Origin of the sequence: Shewanella sp. KJ2020 (assembly GCF_024197625.1) — a bacterium.
Taxonomy (GTDB): Bacteria; Pseudomonadota; Gammaproteobacteria; order Enterobacterales; family Shewanellaceae; genus Shewanella.
On record NZ_JAKUKD010000019.1, the window covers coordinates 1 to 19427 of the forward strand.

The 19427-nt window shown below is 46.1% G+C and carries 16 protein-coding genes; 4 read left to right on the forward strand and 12 right to left on the reverse strand.

Annotated elements, in window-relative coordinates; translation table 11 throughout:
• Window positions 1–212 precede the first annotated feature (212 nt).
• Window positions 213–1676, forward strand: a complete 1464-nt coding sequence (locus MJO46_RS11825; protein WP_253989460.1) for a S8 family peptidase — start codon at window positions 213–215, stop codon at window positions 1674–1676.
• Between the two features lie 410 nt (window positions 1677–2086).
• Here the strand turns inward: MJO46_RS11825 and MJO46_RS11830 are convergent, their stop codons facing one another.
• Entirely contained in the window at window positions 2087–2641 is a 555-nt protein-coding gene (locus tag MJO46_RS11830; RefSeq protein ID WP_253989461.1) for a hypothetical protein, read from the reverse strand.
• 246 nt (window positions 2642–2887) lie between these two features.
• Between MJO46_RS11830 and MJO46_RS11835 the strand changes: the two genes are divergently transcribed.
• A complete protein-coding gene (locus MJO46_RS11835) occupies window positions 2888–4915 on the forward strand; it encodes a S9 family peptidase (protein WP_253989462.1) in 2028 nt (675 codons plus the stop codon).
• A 66-nt stretch (window positions 4916–4981) separates the two neighbouring features.
• On the opposite strand, the gene MJO46_RS11840 is transcribed toward MJO46_RS11835, so the two are convergent.
• From MJO46_RS11840 to MJO46_RS11870, 8 genes are all read right to left on the reverse strand, one after another.
• Window positions 4982–6475, reverse strand: coding sequence for a pitrilysin family protein (locus MJO46_RS11840; RefSeq protein WP_253989463.1), 1494 nt, complete (start codon window positions 6473–6475; stop codon window positions 4982–4984).
• Complete coding sequence (locus tag MJO46_RS11845) at window positions 6472–7803, reverse strand: pitrilysin family protein (RefSeq protein ID WP_253989464.1); 1332 nt, start codon at window positions 7801–7803, stop codon at window positions 6472–6474. The genes MJO46_RS11840 and MJO46_RS11845 overlap by 4 nt, the downstream gene beginning before the upstream one ends.
• A 137-nt stretch (window positions 7804–7940) precedes the next feature.
• Window positions 7941–8069: a hypothetical protein gene (locus MJO46_RS19895; RefSeq protein WP_301541974.1), complete on the reverse strand. Its 129-nt coding sequence runs from the start codon at window positions 8067–8069 to the stop codon at window positions 7941–7943.
• On the reverse strand, window positions 8066–8455 hold the full coding sequence (locus MJO46_RS11850; RefSeq protein ID WP_253989465.1) for a DUF6678 family protein: 390 nt from the start codon (window positions 8453–8455) through the stop codon (window positions 8066–8068). Before MJO46_RS11850 ends, MJO46_RS19895 begins: the two co-directional genes overlap by 4 nt.
• Window positions 8456–8569: 114 nt before the next feature.
• Complete coding sequence (locus MJO46_RS11855; RefSeq protein WP_253989466.1) at window positions 8570–9472, reverse strand: hypothetical protein; 903 nt, start codon at window positions 9470–9472, stop codon at window positions 8570–8572.
• A gap of 90 nt (window positions 9473–9562) precedes the next feature.
• Window positions 9563–10114, reverse strand: a complete 552-nt coding sequence (locus tag MJO46_RS11860) for an SMI1/KNR4 family protein (protein ID WP_253989467.1) — start codon at window positions 10112–10114, stop codon at window positions 9563–9565.
• A 108-nt stretch (window positions 10115–10222) separates the two neighbouring features.
• Window positions 10223–10891, reverse strand: a complete 669-nt coding sequence (locus MJO46_RS11865) for a class I SAM-dependent methyltransferase (RefSeq protein WP_253989468.1) — start codon at window positions 10889–10891, stop codon at window positions 10223–10225.
• 95 nt (window positions 10892–10986) lie between these two features.
• The gene (locus tag MJO46_RS11870; RefSeq protein WP_253989538.1) at window positions 10987–11340 is read right to left on the reverse strand and encodes a hypothetical protein; all 354 of its coding nucleotides are present in this window, start codon (window positions 11338–11340) and stop codon (window positions 10987–10989) included.
• A 288-nt stretch (window positions 11341–11628) separates the two neighbouring features.
• On the opposite strand from MJO46_RS11870, the gene MJO46_RS11875 reads away from it, so the two are divergent.
• A complete protein-coding gene (locus MJO46_RS11875; protein ID WP_253989469.1) occupies window positions 11629–13749 on the forward strand; it encodes a bifunctional diguanylate cyclase/phosphodiesterase in 2121 nt (706 codons plus the stop codon).
• A gap of 245 nt (window positions 13750–13994) precedes the next feature.
• On the opposite strand, the gene MJO46_RS11880 is transcribed toward MJO46_RS11875, so the two are convergent.
• A complete protein-coding gene (locus MJO46_RS11880) occupies window positions 13995–14597 on the reverse strand; it encodes a tRNA-uridine aminocarboxypropyltransferase (protein WP_253989470.1) in 603 nt (200 codons plus the stop codon).
• Between the two features lie 134 nt (window positions 14598–14731).
• Window positions 14732–15940 (reverse strand): multidrug effflux MFS transporter, encoded by a 1209-nt coding sequence (locus tag MJO46_RS11885; RefSeq protein WP_253989471.1) that lies wholly within the window; start codon window positions 15938–15940, stop codon window positions 14732–14734.
• A 112-nt stretch (window positions 15941–16052) separates the two neighbouring features.
• Here MJO46_RS11885 and MJO46_RS11890 point away from each other — a divergent pair, with 112 nt between their 5' ends.
• On the forward strand, window positions 16053–17024 hold the full coding sequence (locus MJO46_RS11890; RefSeq protein WP_253989472.1) for a LysR family transcriptional regulator: 972 nt from the start codon (window positions 16053–16055) through the stop codon (window positions 17022–17024).
• An 89-nt stretch (window positions 17025–17113) separates the two neighbouring features.
• On the opposite strand, the gene MJO46_RS11895 is transcribed toward MJO46_RS11890, so the two are convergent.
• Complete coding sequence (locus MJO46_RS11895; RefSeq protein ID WP_253989473.1) at window positions 17114–18985, reverse strand: methyl-accepting chemotaxis protein; 1872 nt, start codon at window positions 18983–18985, stop codon at window positions 17114–17116.
• Window positions 18986–19427 lie beyond the last annotated feature (442 nt).

Below are 19427 nucleotides of genomic sequence, written 5' to 3' on the forward strand. Positions count from 1 at the left end.
TGACCTGTTGATGAGTGATTCGTGTTCCCGGCACAGTGAACTCCTCCGTTCTGCTGTACCGAACCTTATCAGATCAACCGGCCAAGATAATTGTCGCTAGACCGGCCACCGTAATTGTCGCTTAATAATTCTTACCTTTAACCATTGATAGTGGACATGAGCAAGAACTTGCAGAATTTTCACATTTGAGAGCTCTCCGAAGCATACCTAAGTTGCGCTTCAATCATCCAAACGTTACTAGAGAGATTTTAAGGGATGTTTTTTCTATTCCGGAATATAAAACTTTAACTAATGATTTTAAGGTTTGTATCTTTGATGGCGGAATAGGAAGTGACCATGTTCTTAAAAATTGGGTTACAGAAATAATCCCTGATAATGTAAAAAACACTCATCCAAGCCTATTAGCGCATGGCAGTGAAGTTTGTTCTACGTATTTATTTGGTCCTTATCATGAAGAGCAGCCTCTCCTAAATGAGCCGTATACAAATGTAGATATAGTTAGAGTATTATCTAATAGTGATAGCGATCCAGATTTGTTTGATGTGCTTACACGTATTGAAGATATTCTGAAGAAGAAAGAATATAAGTATGTGAATCTTAGTTTAGGTCCCAGACTTGCGATAGATGATGACGATGTTCATGTGTGGACTTCTGTTATTGATCGGCTTCTTCAAGATGGGCATTGTTTCGCTACTGTTGCGATTGGTAATGATGGGGAGTTGGATGGTGATTATGCACGAATCCAACCACCGAGTGATATGGTTAACTGTTTTGCTGTCGGTGCGTCAGATACACGAAGTAGTAGTTGGGAGCGAGCTCCTTATAGCTGCATAGGCCCTGGTAGAAGTCCTGGAGTAGTCAAACCTGACGGTGTTATTTTTGGAGGTTCGGATAAAGAATTATTTAAAGTGTATTCACCTCTTACGCACTCAATTGTTGGAACTCAAGGAACCAGCTATTCGGCTCCATACGCACTTAGGGTTGCGGCTGGAGTGGATTCAATAACAGATTTTGCTTTAACTACATCGACAGTTAAAGCTCTAATGGTTCATCATGCTAATAAACAAGGTAAAGAACAAAATGAAGTAGGCTGGGGTTTGCTGCCTCATTCGCCCGAGTCTGTTGTTGAGTGCTTGGATGATGAAGCTATTGTGGTGTATCAAGGCCAGCTAAAAAAATCTGAACATTTGAGAATCCAAATACCTGTCCCAGAAGGTATAGATTGTAAATGGGTGCATTTGAAAGCAACATTTTGTTTTAACGCAATAACAGACCCTGAGCATCCATTGCATTATACGCGAAGCGGCCTAGATATAGTATTCAGAGCAAATGAAGACAAAATTAGTGATGGTGCTGAGCATGCTGATACGAAGAGCTTCTTTTCTGTTGGCAATCTATATAACACAGAGGCCGAATTACGTGAAGATGCACATAAATGGGAAACATGTATTTCACGATCTCAAAGGTTCAACAAAAGTACTCTGCTAAACCCTGTTTTCGATGTGAAGTATCATGCTCGTGAAAAAGGCGGAGATAGTGCTAAAGAGCTGGAACCTCTCAATTATTCCTTGATTGTTTCAATTCGAGCTGAAGGTGACAACAACACGTATAACTTGGTTCTCCAGCAGAATCAAACTTTACAAACGGTTAAAATTACAAATAGAGTTCGCCTCTGACCTTGAACGTTAAGTCATAGATATTTAATGCGAAACTTGCTCATTAAAACTAAGGATAAAACTCGGAATTATTCCAAAACGAGTCACATATCTTCTTTAAAACAAACAGGCTACACCGGTGTTAAACAGGAGAGCCATGGTGATTAGCGACACGACCGTCCGCCCCATGGACGGGGCGGTCGAGCATCCACGGATGGACTTGCTGCGTGTCGGTAAGCAAATACCATGGATCGCCATTCAATATGAGCTTTGCATTAAATTACCAAGCAATAAATCATTTAGTGTTATTAGCCCTTCTATATTTAGCGTCCTTCTGTCTCGAAGTGAGTTGCATAGTTTTCGAGCCGAACATTTACGATTAAGTCGCATTACATACTCAAAACAGCTCATTCGGGTATCAATGAGTCGGCTTAATAAGATGGCGCGATAGGCGTCATTTCTATCCCACGAAAGAGCTGATAGCGGTCTATATCATCGTCTAAATATTGAATGTTTTGCGTCCACTGCCATGCCCCTTGGGGCGATTTTGCCTCGAACAACAATTGGATCAAGGCAGAGCGAGCATTGACCATGCCTTCGCCCAGCAGGGAATAATCACCATTTTGTTGATATAAACTAAAGAGTTGCTGCTTTTCCTGCGAGACTCCATCGTAGTAGGTCAATAGCACTTGCTCGCCCTGCTCCCGAAACCACCAAGTCTCGCTATAGGGCGCACGCGTTCCCACACTCACAGATAAAATCAGCTGCCGCTGATCATGGGAGCAGAATCCGCTCACAGTCACTTGCCTAGGGATTTCCCCCACCTTGGCCGCATTGCCTTGCCATTGCCCCACCATTTGCGGGCAAAAAGTCTTAAAACTTACCTTCGCAGCTTGCGCAGGAAAGATAGCCAAACTGCCCAAAGCGAGTATCAATACATTTTTGATCAATAGCTTGCTCAGTCTTCGCGGGATGATTAACGCCATACTCAAATCCTATCTCAAACCTCCCAATACATTAGCGTTAAAACACCTTAGCCACAAATATCCATCTCGCACTTTGCAGCTCGGTTAGCATGCTAAACCATGCAAATGCACGCTGTAGTTACAGTTACTTACATAAAAGTAAGTCCAATCCTCACAGACTCAGTTTGATTTCATGCTCAGTTTCTATACTTTGGGGTTTAATAGCTAAAAATAACAATAACTCTCTGAATGATAAGGAGACATCTAGTGAAAAAGGCAGGCATTTTACTGCTTAGCTTACTCATGCCTTTCAGCACGGCATTTGCAGAAGCAAGCAAACCACTCTCAGTCGAATTACTTTGGCAACTCAAACGCATAGGTAGCCCTGTGGTGTCATCCACGGGCGAGCATATTATTGCGCCTGTGACTGAATACGACCTAAAGGAAGATAAGGGCTCAACCCAACTTTGGCGCTTCGACGCCGAAGGTAAAAATAATCGCGCGATTACCGCCAAAGGCTTAAAAGTCAGCGAGCCAGTCTTTTCACCAGACGGCAAAACCTTAGCCTTTATCAGCGAACGTAACGATGACGACGCGGGCCAAATTTACCTGTTACCTATGGATGGCCCGGGTGAAGCCAGTAAACTTACGGATATCCCCACCGGCGTGAATGGTATCAAGTGGGTTGGTAAGCATGTGTATTTTGTCAGCAATATCTTCCCTGAGCAGAATTGGGAGCAAATGAAAACCCAGCTCAAGACAGATAAAGATAATAAAGTCTCCGCCCGCCAATGGAATGCGCTGCCCTATTCGCAGTTCGATCATTGGTTGGATGAACGCCGTCAGGCCCATGTATTTAGGATCCCTGCAACAGGCGGCGCGGTCGAAGCCGTGACTCAGCCTTTAGGCCATGAATTGCCGCGTTCTAGCCAAAGCAGTTCAAGCTATGATATCTCCCCCGATGAGAGCTTAATTGCCTTTAGCGCCTATGGTTCGGATAATCGGGTTGATCCTAAATTAGATTTGTTCCTCGCCACCATAGGCGGCAACAAGGCTGAGAACATCACTCCAGATAACCCCGCGCCGGATCTCAATCCATCCTTTAGCCCTAATGGCAAAACTCTGGCCTTTACTCGCCAAAAAATCCCAGGATTTTATGCCGATACCGCAAGGTTAATGCTGCTGGATGTAAGTAGTCGCAAACTCACTACGCTCACCGCGGATTGGGATCGTTCAATTTCTCAATTTGAATGGACACCCGATAGCAAGGGCTTCTATGCCAGCATAGAAGATGCCGCCACTAACCGTATTTACCATATAGAAGCTAAGAGCGGCAAAGCCAAGGCCATCACCCAAGCCACCGATTTTAGCCAACCCGCTATCGCCAAAGATGGCCAGTTGATTGCGACGAATCAAAGCTTTTTATATCCAGCGCGCTTAGTCAGCATCAACCCACGCAATGGTAAAACCGAGCGTTTAGAGCAATTTAATGACGATATTTTAAAGGATGTCGATTTAGGCACCTATGAGTCAGTCACCTACAAAGGCTACCAAGGTCAAGACATTCAAATGTGGGTACACTATCCACCGGGGTTCGACCGCAGCAAAAAGTATCCGCTGTTTATGTTGGTCCACGGCGGCCCGCACAACGCCATTAGCGATGGTTTTCACTACCGCTGGAACGCACAAACCTTCGCGTCTTGGGGTTATGTCACCGCATGGCCAAACTTCCACGGCTCTAGCGGCTTTGGACAAGACTTTGCCGATGCCATTAATCCAGATTGGAAAAACAAATCCCTCGAAGACGTGCTCAAAGCCGCAGACTGGTTTAAGCAACAAAGCTGGATCGATAGTGATCGTATGGTCGCTGGCGGCGCCAGCTATGGTGGTTACTTAACCTCGATTATTTTAGGCCAGCAGCATCCCTTCAAAGCCCTGCTGATCCATGCGGCGGTATACGACATGTACGCACAAATGTCGGCGGACTTTGCCGTCCATAGCACTCGCTTTGGTAACTACTGGGATAATCCTGAGCTATATAAAGCCATTTCGCCCCATTACTTTGCGGCTAACTTTAACACCCCAACCTTAGTCAGCCATGGTCAGCTCGATTATCGCGTGCCCGTTGGCCAAGGTTTTGAGCTGTTCCGCACCCTGCAAACCCGTAATGTGGAATCGCGGATGATTTATTTCCCCGATGAAAACCATTGGATTATGAAGCCAAACAACTCCATCTATTGGTATAACCAAGTGAAAGATTGGATGGCTCACTACGCTAAACCTGGCGCGCAATAGAACCTAGAACAGAAAAACAAAAGGTCTGCACTATGCAGACCTTTTTAATGGGATCAATCACAATCGTTACAGGCCAAATCCCGTGGCTTTAATATCGACGGTTTGCACTTTGCCATACTTAGCGGCGATTGGCGCAATCTTGCTGGCATTACCAATCAGCACAAACTGTAAGTCCTTTTGCGGGAAGTAAATTTTCACTAACCTTTGGGTTTCTTCTAAGGTTAAACCATCTACTTTTGCTTGGAACTCATTGATAAACTTATCATCGAAGCCGTACAGATACATGCCAGATAAGAGTCCCGCCAATTGGCCCGAGGTTTCAAACTTAGGTGGGAACTGACCCTTCACATAGGCTTTAGCCGAATCAAGGGTGGCTTGATCTACGCCTTTCTCCCATAAACGAGCATAGGTTTTTAAGGCTAGATCTATCGCCTCTTGGGTGGTTTCCGTCTTAGTGAAAGTGCTAATAGTAAATACGCCCGAGTCGGTATAAGGGTTAAAACCTGAGCGCGCACCATAGGTTAGCCCAGCGTTCACCCGCAGCTCGTCGTTCAGCCAAGAGGTAAAACGACCACCTAAAATGGTATTCACTACCGTCAGCCCCACATAGTCTGGGTTATCACGACTAATGCCTAAACCACCGATCACAAAGGTGGTTTCGATGGCATCGGGTTTATCCACCAGCAGGACTTTGGCCTCGGTCAACTGAGGTAAACCTTGGTTTAAGTCAGGCTGCACTAACTTTTCGCTGCCCTGCCAACCACCAAAGGTTTGCGTCAGCTTGGCCTTCATCGCCGCGACATCAAAATCACCTACAACGGTAATAGCCGTATTGGCGGGTTGATAGTAGCTCTTATGGAAGGCGCGCAGCTGCGACACTGTCACTTGCTCAAGGGAATCGCTGTTACCCGAAGCCGCATTACCATAGGGATGGGCACCAAATACCAGCTTATCGAAGTAGCGACCAATCACAGCACGTGGGCTTTCTTTATCTTGCTGCAGCCCTGCAATCGAGCGTTGCTTAAGCTTATCGAACTCGGCAGCATCAAAGTCTGGGGTTAACATAGCTGCACTAAATAAACCCAGCATCACATCGGTATCTTTCGCCATAAAATCGGCGGCAAGATAGCTGCCTTCTTTATCGGCTTCGGCACCTAAGCTTGCGCCGAGAAAATCCACTTGCTGCTCGATATCCGCCTTAGATTTCCCCGCCGCACCGAGGAGCAAACCAGCAGCCGTCATCTGCGCCACGCCTGCGGTGGTGTCATTGACTGCGCCAGCACGCACCACGGCATTTAAGGTAATTAACGGCACTTCGCGCTGGGGCATTAAGTACAGAGTTAAACCGTTATCTAACACAAACTTATCGTAACTTGGCATGACAAAGCTGCCAGTCTCAACACGTTTGGGCGCCGAAGTTGAAGCGCAGCCCGCGAAAACTAAGCTTGTGCCTAATGCCAATGCAGCCATTAACTTAGACGGTTTTCCGAGTGATGCCACCATAAGTGATTTCATTGCAGTTGATTTCACTGCGGTTGATTTCATTGCCATCGATTTCATTGAGAGGACTCCTCGGTTGCCGCCAGCACAGCCACAGTGCGATTCGATTTACGTAAATAGGTTTGGGCAACTCGTTGAATATCTGCACTCGTCACCTTGTTATAGGCTTCAGGCGCATTAAATAGCTTATCGTAACTGCCAAAATACATCTCATAGGTGCCTATGGTATTGGCCTTACCATTAATAGTTTCCATCGCACGATAGAAACCCATCAACTTGATATTTTTGACTTTATCCAGTTCTTGCTGGGTCACGCCACTTGTCGCAATCGCATCGATTTGTTCAATCAGCGCACGCTCCAACGTCGAGGCTTTCACTTCTGGCGTGGCAACGCCCATCACATAGAAGAGGTTAGGATCGACCGACATCGGCATATAAGTCTCGGCTTCGAGGGCGACTTGCTTATCTACCAACGCTTGATATAAACGCGAGCTATTACCTTGGCTTAAAATCGAGCTTAATAAATCCAGCGCATAAAAGTCTGCGTGGGTCGCCGCCGGAATATGGTACGCCAACATCACATTAGGTGTACTGACAGAGGCTTTTTGCACAAAAGTACGGCGCTCGCCCTTTTGCTCAGGTTCGACAGTGCGAATCGCTTTAGGCGGAGTTTGTGCAGGAATAGGCGCAAAGTACTTGTCGGCCAAGGCTTTTACTTGGGCAAGTTTTACATCGCCGGCAATCACGACCACGGCATTGTTCGGCGCGTAATAGGTTTTATGGTACTGGACTAAATCTTCCAGCGACCAAGCGGCGATATCCGACTCGTGGCCGATCACCGACCAAGAATAGGGATGGGCTAAAAAGGCTACGCCTTTGATTTCGCCTTCGAGGGCATTCCAGTTAGAGTTTTCTAAACCAGTGGAGCGCTCCGACTGCACTACGCCACGTTCGCTATCGACCATAGTTTGGTTGATATCCAAGTTAGCGATACGGTCGGCTTCGAGATCGAACATAGTTTCGAGCGCATTGGCGGGGAACCAATCGGTATAAACCGTCATATCTTCTGTGGTGTAGGCATTATTAGCCCCGCCAGCGGCTTCCATAGTGCGGTCGAACATTTTCGGGCCGTACTTTTTCGAACCGTTAAACATCATATGTTCGAAAAAGTGCGAAATACCGGTAATGCCGGGGACTTCGTTACGGGAACCCACTTTCCAAAAGAGATACATGTTGGCATTGGGAATTGAGGCATCTTCTAGCACCATGATTTTCATGCCGTTATCTAGCGTGAAACTCTTAATGTCTTCTGCCGTGGTGGCCTGTGCTTGACTTAGGGGATTCAAAAGTCCCATGGCCAACACCAGAGCCGATAGCGTGCGCTTCATTTTGTTCGCTCCTTGCTGTAAAAATTCACATAAGAAGGCATATTGCTTAACAAATCAAGCGATGGATGCTTATCCAGCGCCGATTTTTTGTAAGCTCAAGTTATACCGAAGAGCTTACGGAATAAGGCTTGCGTGGTTTATTGCGCGTTAAGCGCCGTTAATGCCACTTTGGTCATGGCTTCAACCCCGACTTTTAGCGCACTTTCATCTACATAGAATAGCAGTGAATGGCTTCTAAGCGGGTATCCCGCTTCAGCACTTTTCATACAAATACTGGATTGGTATCTTGGCTTATATAACCCCACACCCGAAAACAAGAGCCTTCAATCGAGTATTTAATGCCGTGTCTATTTAGAATGGTAAGAATTTCACAGCTCCTATCGGTCTCCTTAGGTGCAACTAAACGACCACGATACTCGGAAACTATTGGATTAAAGTCTAGCCACTCGATACCTGAACTTTCTTCATAGATCTCGTTCCACCAAACGGCACTAAATCCTAAAACATCATCTGATGAAATCAGTTTGTACCTTACGCTAATAGATAGAAAATGAAGCGCTTCAAAATCATTACAAAGCTCGCGCCACTTAGTTTTATTCATCACTGATACTAACTGGCGGTCATTAATTATTTTTCGATATCTCTCGTGCATGATTTCAAGTCCAGCTCATTTTTAGGGCGTGTGTATCCAGACATGAGCCAGAACGATCCTCCTTAAATAGAAACTAAATCACAATCTCATTTTAACTGGTTAATTTTGTTTGGGTTATTCGTGGTCATCTCTGTGAGAATGTGCTGTTAATGAATGGATTAGCGCCAGCGTATTTGAGTCAATTGGCAGATCATTTAACTCTCGCTCAGCTAAAGGATCGAAAGATATCCCAATGGACTCGTGACCCGTAGTAAAAAATCCGTGTAATTCATGCTGCCATGGTAGGGGAAAATCAAGTGGGGGTAGTGGCGCATTGGCCGTATGGAACCGCCACAGATTGACTAAACCATGGGCGTTAACGCAGTAACATTTTTCCAGTGGCAAGAACTCCTGCTGCAGGCGATTAGACTTGACCATAATGGCGATATTGTCGATAAACGAGGTCATATCCTGATTGATTATGGCGGCTAGGCTGCGCAGCATCGCCATGCTGTATTTCGAGTCTTTTAGGTTTGTAAGTTGATGGAGTAACTTATCTGTCACGGCTGTAGCACCTAAAATGGCATATACGGCATTGCAGGCCAAGAGTGTCACCTTATGTCCCGTTAAAAAAGGCGGCACAAATTGCTTTTTATAGGCTGCGATAGTGGGTAAATCATGAATGGCGAGTGCCGCCAGCAAGGGCCAAATATGTAGGCTGTCAGTCCCTGAGTAATCTCCACCTCGCACTAATCTTGTGAAACAACCAAAGCGCCCTGCTAATGTCAGGCTGCTTATAAACTCATCGAAGTGATTAAAGGCCACCCGTTGGATTATGGCTAATTGGGTTAAATCATTTTCTATGTAGCTGATGCGATTAATCCATTCGTTAGCGGCGAGATGACGACTCTCTTTTACACCCTGCTGTAGGATAGCGAGTTTGGCGACTTGAGGCTCAGTTAACTGCTCGTCATTTTCTGCCAATCTCTGCAATGCGTTTAGTGCTTGGTCTCTGTCTTTTTTAGGGTAGCTTTTCACATCATACCTCACTTCATATTGCCCTGAAGTTCAACTTTAATCATAGGTTTACTAAGCTTATCGAGTAGTGGACGTTCATTTTCGTTATCCTTAGTCCTCAATTAATTCATCTGGATATAACCTGATTTGCGCTAAGGATTGTTCAAAAAACTGGCTTAGGTTTGGACAAATAAAGTCCATCATATCGGGGTCATGGGTGTATGCGATCACTTGCCCCATTTGGCCTAGTGCTGAGGGTGAATGATCCGCAATCAAGAGTAATGTGCCGCCCCCAAATTGAGCGAAGGGCAACCAACCTTCTTGGTACCATCCGGATTGGATTTTAGGATCCCGAACTTCTGGCTCGTGGTAATTCACATAGTGCTGAGCCTGTTTTTTCATTCGGTCACGATATTTAAGTGACGAGGCTAATGACAAAAAATCATACCGGCAAAAGTAATCTTTTCGGGCAAATACCGTGCTCCACTCGTTGCCACCATTAGCGAATCCCCAAAGCTCCCTGAGCGGGGGAGCAAGTGTAAAACCTAATTGTTTTTCAGCTTCATCTAAGGCTGAGTTGGATAAGCCATTATTCAATGCGAATGTTTGATTCACGTTGGCGTAGAGCGCGCTCAATGCCTGTAGATAGGTCTTAACGTCCATTGTATTGACTCCTTCATCCTGACACTTAGCAGCAGTGTTAATCCTTTGGTTTTATACCGCTCGCATATGCACTTATGGGAATTTATTTAATCGAATTAGACATATAAATTAGGGTGTTGCATTACTTTTCTCAACTTTATACATCTCTTTATAAAAGAATACGACGTCTTTATCGATGATTTCTAATCGCCAGCCATAATGCTGGGCGAGCCATTCGAAGGTCGCTTCGGCGTAAAAATTGATATGAGTAGGGTCATTTTTATAGTGCCAACTGGCAAATGCGGTTTGATTTTGCACCCGCTTGGTCATCACTGCCAAAATGCCCTTGGGTTTTAATAGGCTATCGAGTTGGGCATGCAAACCTGCGGCATCGCTCACGTGCTCTATCACTTCTGTTAAGGTAATAAAGTCGTATTGGCGGACTAAGGTTTCGGGGTTATTGGCGTAATAAAGGTCGTAGTTCTCTATCCGATAGCCACGCGCCTTTGCCATTAGACTCAATGCCTTGCCTTCGCCGCAACCAAAATCGAGCCCTTGGGCCAAAGTGCTAACACGACCGAGTAGTGGCTCTAGTGTGCGGTTCAAAAATGTTTGATAGCCCAGATCATGGGGATGATTCTCGTGCTTATCGTACTCGGCTTTTTCTGCCTCGGCCGAGAGATAAAACTCGGGAGGCACACTAACCAGTTGGCAGGTTTGGCATTGATGGTAGCGGCGCTTTTTATCTTGATGATAAACAACTAAGTCAGCGCCATGGCATAAGGGGCAGATATTCAACAACAATTCCTAGTGGTGATCCTGATGGTAAGAGTGATCACCCAAACAACAGCCAAACAAGTTTCCATTAAACGGCGGGTCAGTGGCCGAGGCTGTCACTCAGGTTTAGGGATTTTACGCTCTTTTGCGGCGGCTTCTTTCGCCTCACGTAAATATTTTTGCTCACGGGTTTCCCTTTCGTCGAACTGTTTTTGCGCCTTCAGCTTTTGCTTGGCTTCCCAATCCGTTGTTTGCGATGATTTTTGTTTAATTTTCTCTTCTCGCTCGTTTGTCTCTTTAGCCGCTTGGCGGGCCTTTTCTAATCGGGCTTGCTCTAGCTGTTGGGAGTCGGTGCGCGCCTTATCGGCCTTTTGCTCTAAGGTTAACCGCGGTTTTTGTGAATCTGCCGCACTCGCAATGGGAGTGACGGTACTCAAACACGCCGCGATAAAGGCGGCTATTTTAAACATATGTCCCATTTCCTTGCTCCTTGTCCTAGATCGTATCTGGGCTCACAATGGGTCAAACATAGCATAAAATTTTATAAAACTAGGCTTGTTCAGCATGATTTGCATGAGAAATAACTGACGGGATAAAGCTTAAACTTTCGTTATTTATTTTTATATTTGAGTGAAACCACGATTAGGTTTATTTTTAACCCCGCTCGAATGGTGTACTATTTGAGTTAATTTCGATATAAACGAAAGACCTAGGGAAGTGGGATGTGACCTTATTTGCGTCACCAGGGAGTATCCTAAATGATTAGATGGCAAAACTTGCTCGATAAACTCAGTACAGATGATCCCGTATTGCAAGAAAGGCTATCTTTTTGGCGCACACATCCCCATCAAGAACCCCTAGCCCTTATTCAAGGCTTTAGTTTTATTAGCGCCAATCGCGCGACACTCACGTATTTTGGCATCGAATATGACGCCTTTGTAAATGCAACTCCCTATGACTTTTCGCCTAGGATCCAATCATCTGGCCGTAATAGCGTTGAATCGGCAAGGGAAATGATCCTCGAAGCCATTGCAAGCAATCATGTGGAATTCAATTGGCTGCACCTGAATCAACAGGGTAATGAACTGCCAACGAGGATCAATCTGTATCGCTGCTATCTGCAACAACAAGCCGTGATCCTCGTTGAGTTAGAGGCACTTAATCGCCGAAATCAAATTCGGGAATCTATCTCCGATGGTTTTGCCCATATTCCCAAAGAAATTCTATCGACCACATTAGAAGAAAGTGCGGAAGCGGTTTATATCACAGATGCGGACAATAAGGTTCTCGCGGTAAATAAAGCCATGTGCCGTATCTGCGGTTATAGCGCAGAACAACTGATTAATAAAACACCCGAGTTTTTAGAGGCACTCGGCCTAAATTTAGGGGAAGAAACCGAGTGCCAAATTGCCTTAAAACAGAGGGGTTCATGGCAAGGTGAAGCCTTAAAAAGACGTTCAGATGGGAGCACTTTCCCGGCATGGCAGAGCAGTCGAAAAATAGTGACGGATGATGGATCAGTATTCCACGTTAATATTTTTAGTGATATCAGCACTAAGAAGCTATTGGAGACCCAACTCACTACCCGTGCCATGTATGACACTTTAACTGGGCTGCCAAATCGGTTTCATCTAAAACAGATCCTCAATGGTGCCCTTGAACATCTCAAAAAAGATCCCCTCTCCTTAGGGGCGCTGATGTTTTTAGACCTTAATGGTTTTAAGAACATCAATGACAGCTTTGGCCATTCTATGGGGGATAGGGTGCTACAGTTAGTGGCGGCTAGGCTTGAGGCGGGTTGCATTGACAAGGCCGATATCGCCCGCATGGGTGGCGATGAGTTCACCTTAGTGCTGCAGGATTGCAGTTGTAAGGATGAAATCCAACTGTTTGCAGAGCAAATTTTGAGTTTATTTGACAGCCCCTTCGAAATTGAGGGCCAAAAATTTTTCCTTGGCACTAGCATAGGGATTGCGCTATTTCCGACCCACAGTGACCAAGCGGGACAACTGATTAGCCTCGCCGATACTGCCATGTATTGCGCCAAGAAGAGCCAGCCACACTTAGTGTTTTATGATAAGGCCATGAGTCAGGCTGCAGAGTTAAAGCTACAGTTAATCAATAATCTAAGGCACGCACATAGCTTAAAACAATTCACACTCGCCTATCAGGCCATAGTCGATTTGCATACAAACCAACCCGTGGGGGCAGAAGCCCTGCTGCGCTGGCAAAAATCACCAAACGAGCACTTTGATGCCGCAGAATTTGTACCACTGTTAGAAGAAACGGGCTTGATTGTAGGCATAGGCCAATGGGCACTCGAAGAGGCCTGCCAGCAGGCGGCATTGTGGCGTGCCCAGTATCAGTCCGATTTTAGAATTTCAGTCAACGTCTCACCACTGCAGTTAGAGCATGTGGACTTTGTGGGCCAAGTGACCACGGCACTCGAAATGTCGGCGTTACCCGCCAATGCACTTATCTTAGAAATCACCGAATCGGCACTGCTACGCCAACCCGAGTTGGCACGGCACACCCTAAAACGCATCAAAGCTTTAGGCGTCAGTATTGCCATCGATGATTTTGGAACAGGTTTATCCTCACTCAGCCGCCTAGGGACGTTACCTATTGATAGCGTGAAAATTGATGCCGAGTTTGCCCTCAGATTAAGTGATATTTCAGGACAAAAACTCTGCCATGCCATAGTGCAGCTAGCCCAAGCACTCGGCATTAATTTTGTAGCAGAAGGGATTGAAACACAAAGACAAAAAGATATTGTCACCGATATGGGACAGGGCTGTGCACAGGGCTTTTTATTCGGCTATCCCACCTCAGTGGAGCAATTCACCCAAACGTTTTTGGCTGAAAAACATATCGCCTAATACCCTAATAAATCGACTCATACGTCAACTAACGCATAGTCTCGATAGCCTTGCCAGCACACCATAAAATATGGAATTACTCCCCTGCAAAGCAATTGGCTGGCAAAGCTATCTCATCATTTGCACTGCAAATGAATCGCAACTATTAAACCGCGTTTTGCCCTAAGTTAGCGTGATCTGAATAAGATTTTAGCTATTTTAATTCGCACGGAATGCCAAAAATGTGAGGAGTGAAAACCACTTGCCTATGTTGATTTTAGGTAGCGCAGTTGCACATCGGGCGGCATAGCCTTAATCCGTAAATCCACCATCACCTCAAATACCTCAATCAGGGGTTGAATCTCGAGTTCGGTATCCAAGGCTCTGAGCATATAAGCACTCGCCTCTAGGGTTGACAGACTGTCGCTACGACTCGATTTGCGGATCTTGTATCTCGACTCATAACCTTCGGCCAAATGCACCGCCGGATATTGAGTCAACCAAGGATTTAACTGCAATATTTTAAATGCCTTACGCCAGGTCCCATCGATTAATAACAACACACAATCGGCGGAGATAGACTGAGTTTCAACACTCACACTCTGCTCAGAGGGATAGACAAGATAAATCGGCTTATTACAAGTCGCTAAATATTTCCGCAGTACGGCAAAATCACCTTGTGTTTCACCAACATAAACCTGTGTATCGGGTATCACTAAGCTTAATACCCTAACGCTATTCTTTTTATGCTCAACTTCGGAGGGATGCTGCAATATCACTAGCTGCGTTTGCGGCTGTATAGGCTGCACATGGGCACACAGGCAAGTATCGAGTGGATAACGGCAAATGGGACAATAGTGGCGGGTCAAGTTTTACCCTCGCTTTAGTAGACTATTTTACGAGTATACCAAAGGATGAATGGGTAATAGGTACAATAAAAATGCCCACAGTTTACGGTCAAATAAACTGTGGGCAAAGGGTGTCTTTTAGATTAGCCGTATTATTAATGCTCTGCGGCTAGTTGTTCTTGATGCCAGTGATCGAATCGGCTTAACGCCATCATGGAAAGTAATCCAATAGAGAAAACCCCCATCACTAACGCCACTGCATAGGGCGCAGTTAAATCCGTCTGTTGTACCAATCCTGCAAGAATAGAAGCGCCACTCATCTGAATAAAACCTAACATGGCCGCGGCCGTGCCCGCACGCTCACCGAAAGCCGACAATGCCATGCTAGTCGCAGGGCCGAGTAAGAATGCAAAGCCGATACATAACAGCATCATAGGTAACATAAAGGCAAAGGCGGCAGCCATACCCGAGCTAGGGCCAAGCAGTTGAGCGGCAATAATAAATACCGCCGAAAGCACCAATAACCATAATGCGAGGATCGCGGTTGGACGATTACCTAATTTACGGATCACCACGGGCGCGGCAAAACAGGCCACAATATTGACGATAGCGTTCAGACCAAACAGGCCACTAAATGCCAGTTCAGACACCCCTAAATGGCCAATCAGCCACACGGGTGAGTAGGACACATAGCTTAAAATAGCCGCCATAGCTGACATACAGGCAAAGGCATAAAACAGAAAATGCGTGTTACTCAGCACTGGCTTATAACGCCCCCAGCGATACAAAGGCCCAGTCGTCACAGTATTAGCAGGGCGAGTCTCTGGTAGGCGATAGCCAACGACTAACATCATTAAAATGGCATAAAGGGTCATAAAGACAAAGGTTGAGCGCCAGCCAAATTGCATGGCTAATAGTCCACCTAAGGTAGGAGCAAGTGCGGGGATCACGCAGATGGCACCATTTAAGTAACTGTAAATCTTGGCGCCTTCCTTTTGAGAATAACAGTCACGCACCGCGCTAAAAACCACTATCGAAGTGGAACAGGCCGCTAGTCCTTGCAGCACACGGGCAATTTGCAACCAATGAAATTCAATGGCAGCGGCGGCCAATAAGCTACTTGTACCGTAGAGCAACACCCCAAACAGTGCGACGGGACGACGACCGTAACGGTCCGCCAGTGGGCCAATCAGCACTTGGCCTAAACCCATAGCAAATAAAAACAATACTAGTGTTGACTGTACTTCACTGGCTGATATGGCAAATTCTGTCGCCATGGTTGGCATAGAAGGTAAGTAGATATCAATGGCTAATGGACTTAACAACACCATAGACATCAGGATAGGTAACAGATTGCGCCGCATAAATAATCTCAGTTAAACAGGAAAGCTATTTCAGTGGGCGCTATTTTAAATAACTCAAGGTATGAATAGAAATGGTATAATTTCCAAAGTGAATTTCCCCTGAGGAATATCTATGAATCTCGATAACTTAGCCCGAATCGATCTTAACTTGCTGGTCATACTGAAAGTGCTGCTCGAAGAACAGAGCGTGACTCGCGCGGCCAGCCGCTTACATATCAGCCAGTCGGCGTTGAGTAAGAGTTTGAATCGCTTAAGAGAAACCTTAGATGATCCTCTTTTTCAACGCACGGCACACGGCTTAAAACCCACGGCGCACGCCCTCAATCTGGGGCAAAAACTGCCTAATATTTTGCAGGATTTGTATCAGATCACTCAGCCACCCACTTTTAACCCTGCCAGCAGCAATCGACAGTTTTCTTTTGCTATGGTGGAAAGCGCCTATGAGACCTTAATCCCCTACTTTATTGGGCCATTGCTTAATAGTGCGCCCAACATCAAGCTGGATTCCTATGTTTGGACCGAAAAGTCGATGCAGGATTTACAACAGGGGCAAATTGATTTTGGTATTTCCGGCAGAGACTTACACCCGCTCGCCGATCCGCGGATGGACAAATTACCCGAAGGTATTGCCTGCCAGACATTATTCACCGACGAACAAGTATGTCTAGTGCGTGAAGATCATCCGCTGATGGCCGCATTCACCTCAGCCCAATGGAACCTCCCCCTTTACCTCGATATGGCCCATGTACAAGTCCGTTGTGAGGGCAGCGATTGGTGGGCCTTGGATTACTTTCTCGCCGACCTTGGCCACAGGCGCAAAATCAGCACCACAGTGCCCGACTTTTACGGCGCGGCCAGTGTGTGCGCCCACAGCGATTTGATTTTTACCTTGCCCTCGAGTTTTGCCCGCCACGCCTGTCAGCTTTATCCACTCAAGCTACTGCCCTTACCCTTCGAGTTTATGCCTATGGCCTATGTGTTGTTATGGCACCAACGTAATGATGAAGACCAAGGCCATAAGTGGATTAGAGAAACCATTTGCCAGAGTGTGTCTACGCTTTTTCATCCCAGTGAAATGGCTTAAATCTAGGCTTAAGTGTAAGCATAAAAATGTGTGGACATAAAAAAGCCCGGCAAAGCATAGCCTTGCCGGGCTCACACGACTCAACCATCCTATAGAATAAAGGTCGCCACTTGGGCATTCAGATCGTTGGCACGCTCTTTTAGCCCCCTCGCCTGGGCTAAATCCGCCATAGCAGACTCAGTGATCTCATCGGTCACATCTTTAATCGCTACAGTATTTTGCGTGATCTCCCCGGTGACCTGAGTTTGTTCTTCAGCGGCTGTGGCTATTTGCCCCGCCATATCGGAAATCACATTCACCGCTTGGGTAATTTCTTCTAATGCCTGCGCTGCGGCATTGGCATCTTCAACGCTATGACCCGCTAACGCTTGGCTGCTTTCCATCAAACTGACGGCTCTGGCGGTCGTGCGTTGCAGGGTTTCAATTGTGGTATGCACTTCTTGGGTCGAATCTTGAGTACGGCGCGACAATACCCGCACCTCATCGGCCACCACCGCAAAACCACGTCCTTGCTCACCCGCACGGGCAGCTTCAATCGCGGCATTGAGGGCTAACAGGTTTGTCTGTTCGGCAATCCCTTGAATAGTCGCTAAAATGCTGGAAATAGACTGGGCGTGACGACTTAAATCTTCAATCACATCCGTCGCTTGAGCGACCTCATCCGCAAGGGAATTAATTGAGCTACGGGTCTTATTGACTAACTCCTTCCCCTGTAAGCTGCTCGCGGCAGATTGCTGCGCCGCCGTCGCCGTGTTTTCGGCATTGGCAGCAATTTCATTGGTGGCACTCGCCATTTCCGTTACCGCCGTAGCCACCATAGCCACTTCCTGTTGCTGGCGTTGTAATTCTGCAACCGATGTTTGTGTCGTCGCTAGGCTGCGCTCGGCATCGGCATCTAACTCGGCCGCTAAATGACGAATATGGCTGATCAGTTGATGCTGACTACCCACAAAACGATTAAAGCTGTCGGCCAGTACACCCACCTCATCTTGGGTATCAATTTCAATGCGTTGGGTTAAATCACCGTTACCATCGGCAATACGGGCAAGGGCTTGTGATACTCGGCTCAATGGTCCGAGTAACATACCCACTAACCAGGAAATGGCTAATACACTCAGCAACAACACCAGTGCCGAGAGACCAAGTTGGGTGAGTAACAGGTTAGTCAATGGCGCTTCAAGGGTTTCCCTATCGAGCACTAGGACCAATTCCCAATCCGTATTGGGAATATCGACGCTCCAGACGAGCTTGTCGCGGCCTTCATTCTCAAAATACATAGGCAATAATGCGCCCGTCTTACGGCTCTGTTCTGGCAAGCTTCGATTGAGCTCATTATCTATTTCACCTATAGATCTCATTGACTTAGCATGATCTTTATAGGCGATAACTGTGCCATCTTTGTGCATCATAATGGCGTAACCGTTAGCGGGAAGCGTCATGCGATTCACACTTTCCACTAGGCTCGCAATCGATAAATCACCACCGACAACCCCCTGCGAAGTCGCCTTAGCCATAGTGACGACTAAGATGTTATAGGCCACATCCATATAGGGTTTAGTGAGGATAAGGTTGCCTTCATTCATGGCCTGTTTGTACCAAGGGCGAGTTCGAGGATCATAACCCGTGCGGTCAATACTCGGATCCGAGTCCAACATTTGCCCGGTTTGCATACCATAATAGGTCAGTTGAAAACGCCCTGAAGCCTGCGCCTGTTGCAATGCACTTAAGCTATCCCCTTCGATTTTGTTAGCCAGCGCTTCGACTATATCTTGACGTCCGGCTAACCAATCCTGAATACGCTGTGCCTGTTGATCTCCTAGACGCTGAACTTGCTCTAAGCTGTTTTGCAGCAATAACGCTTTTTGGCTGGAGTAGCTTTGCCATGACAACAAACCAATCACGAGTGAAAGGGCTATCACGACTGAAATCAGGATCTTTTGTTTAAGCGAGTATGAGTTCATATGGGCGTCTATTGTTAACAAAGCACAAAATCAAGGATGGTTGTATAAATTGCTGAGCATCGCCAGTTAATGGTAATAAACTTACATCACTAACGAAAACCCATCAAAAAATTGGTCAAATTTTCGCACATTTTATATAACAAACAAAGCAATGCCGGTAACCAAAATAATAAATAATTACACAAAAACAGAATATTAACTTGCAAACTCGCAAGCTAAACACAGAGATCACCGAGAATTTACATTCACACCGCTATCACAACAAAAAATCTCGATTGATGTAAAAGAACGTAAATTAACCATTATTAACGTGACCGAATCCGTTTATTTATTGCACACTGATTTTCCATTGCTTAGGTCGTGTTGACGTTTCACGCTGATACTAGCGCCGCTTGGCGGATACTTAAAGAGCGGCATTAAAAATATAGTCGCTGTCGTAGCT

Excerpts from the sequence above, each read along its gene's own strand:
- MJO46_RS11830 (WP_253989461.1), bottom strand. The coding sequence starts at position 2,641 with ATGGCGTTAATCATCCCGCGAAGACTGAGCAAGCTATTGATCAAAAAT.
- MJO46_RS11840 (WP_253989463.1), bottom strand. The coding sequence starts at position 6,475 with ATGAAATCGATGGCAATGAAATCAACCGCAGTGAAATCAACTGCAATG.
- MJO46_RS11845 (WP_253989464.1), bottom strand. The coding sequence starts at position 7,803 with ATGAAGCGCACGCTATCGGCTCTGGTGTTGGCCATGGGACTTTTGAAT.
- MJO46_RS19895 (WP_301541974.1), bottom strand. The coding sequence starts at position 8,069 with ATGAAAAGTGCTGAAGCGGGATACCCGCTTAGAAGCCATTCACTGCTA.
- MJO46_RS11850 (WP_253989465.1), bottom strand. The coding sequence starts at position 8,455 with ATGCACGAGAGATATCGAAAAATAATTAATGACCGCCAGTTAGTATCA.
- MJO46_RS11860 (WP_253989467.1), bottom strand. The coding sequence starts at position 10,114 with ATGGACGTTAAGACCTATCTACAGGCATTGAGCGCGCTCTACGCCAAC.
- MJO46_RS11870 (WP_253989538.1), bottom strand. The coding sequence starts at position 11,340 with ATGTTTAAAATAGCCGCCTTTATCGCGGCGTGTTTGAGTACCGTCACT.
- MJO46_RS11875 (WP_253989469.1), top strand. The coding sequence starts at position 11,629 with ATGATTAGATGGCAAAACTTGCTCGATAAACTCAGTACAGATGATCCC.
- MJO46_RS11885 (WP_253989471.1), bottom strand. The coding sequence starts at position 15,940 with ATGCGGCGCAATCTGTTACCTATCCTGATGTCTATGGTGTTGTTAAGT.
- MJO46_RS11890 (WP_253989472.1), top strand. The coding sequence starts at position 16,053 with ATGAATCTCGATAACTTAGCCCGAATCGATCTTAACTTGCTGGTCATA.
- MJO46_RS11895 (WP_253989473.1), bottom strand. The coding sequence starts at position 18,985 with ATGAACTCATACTCGCTTAAACAAAAGATCCTGATTTCAGTCGTGATA.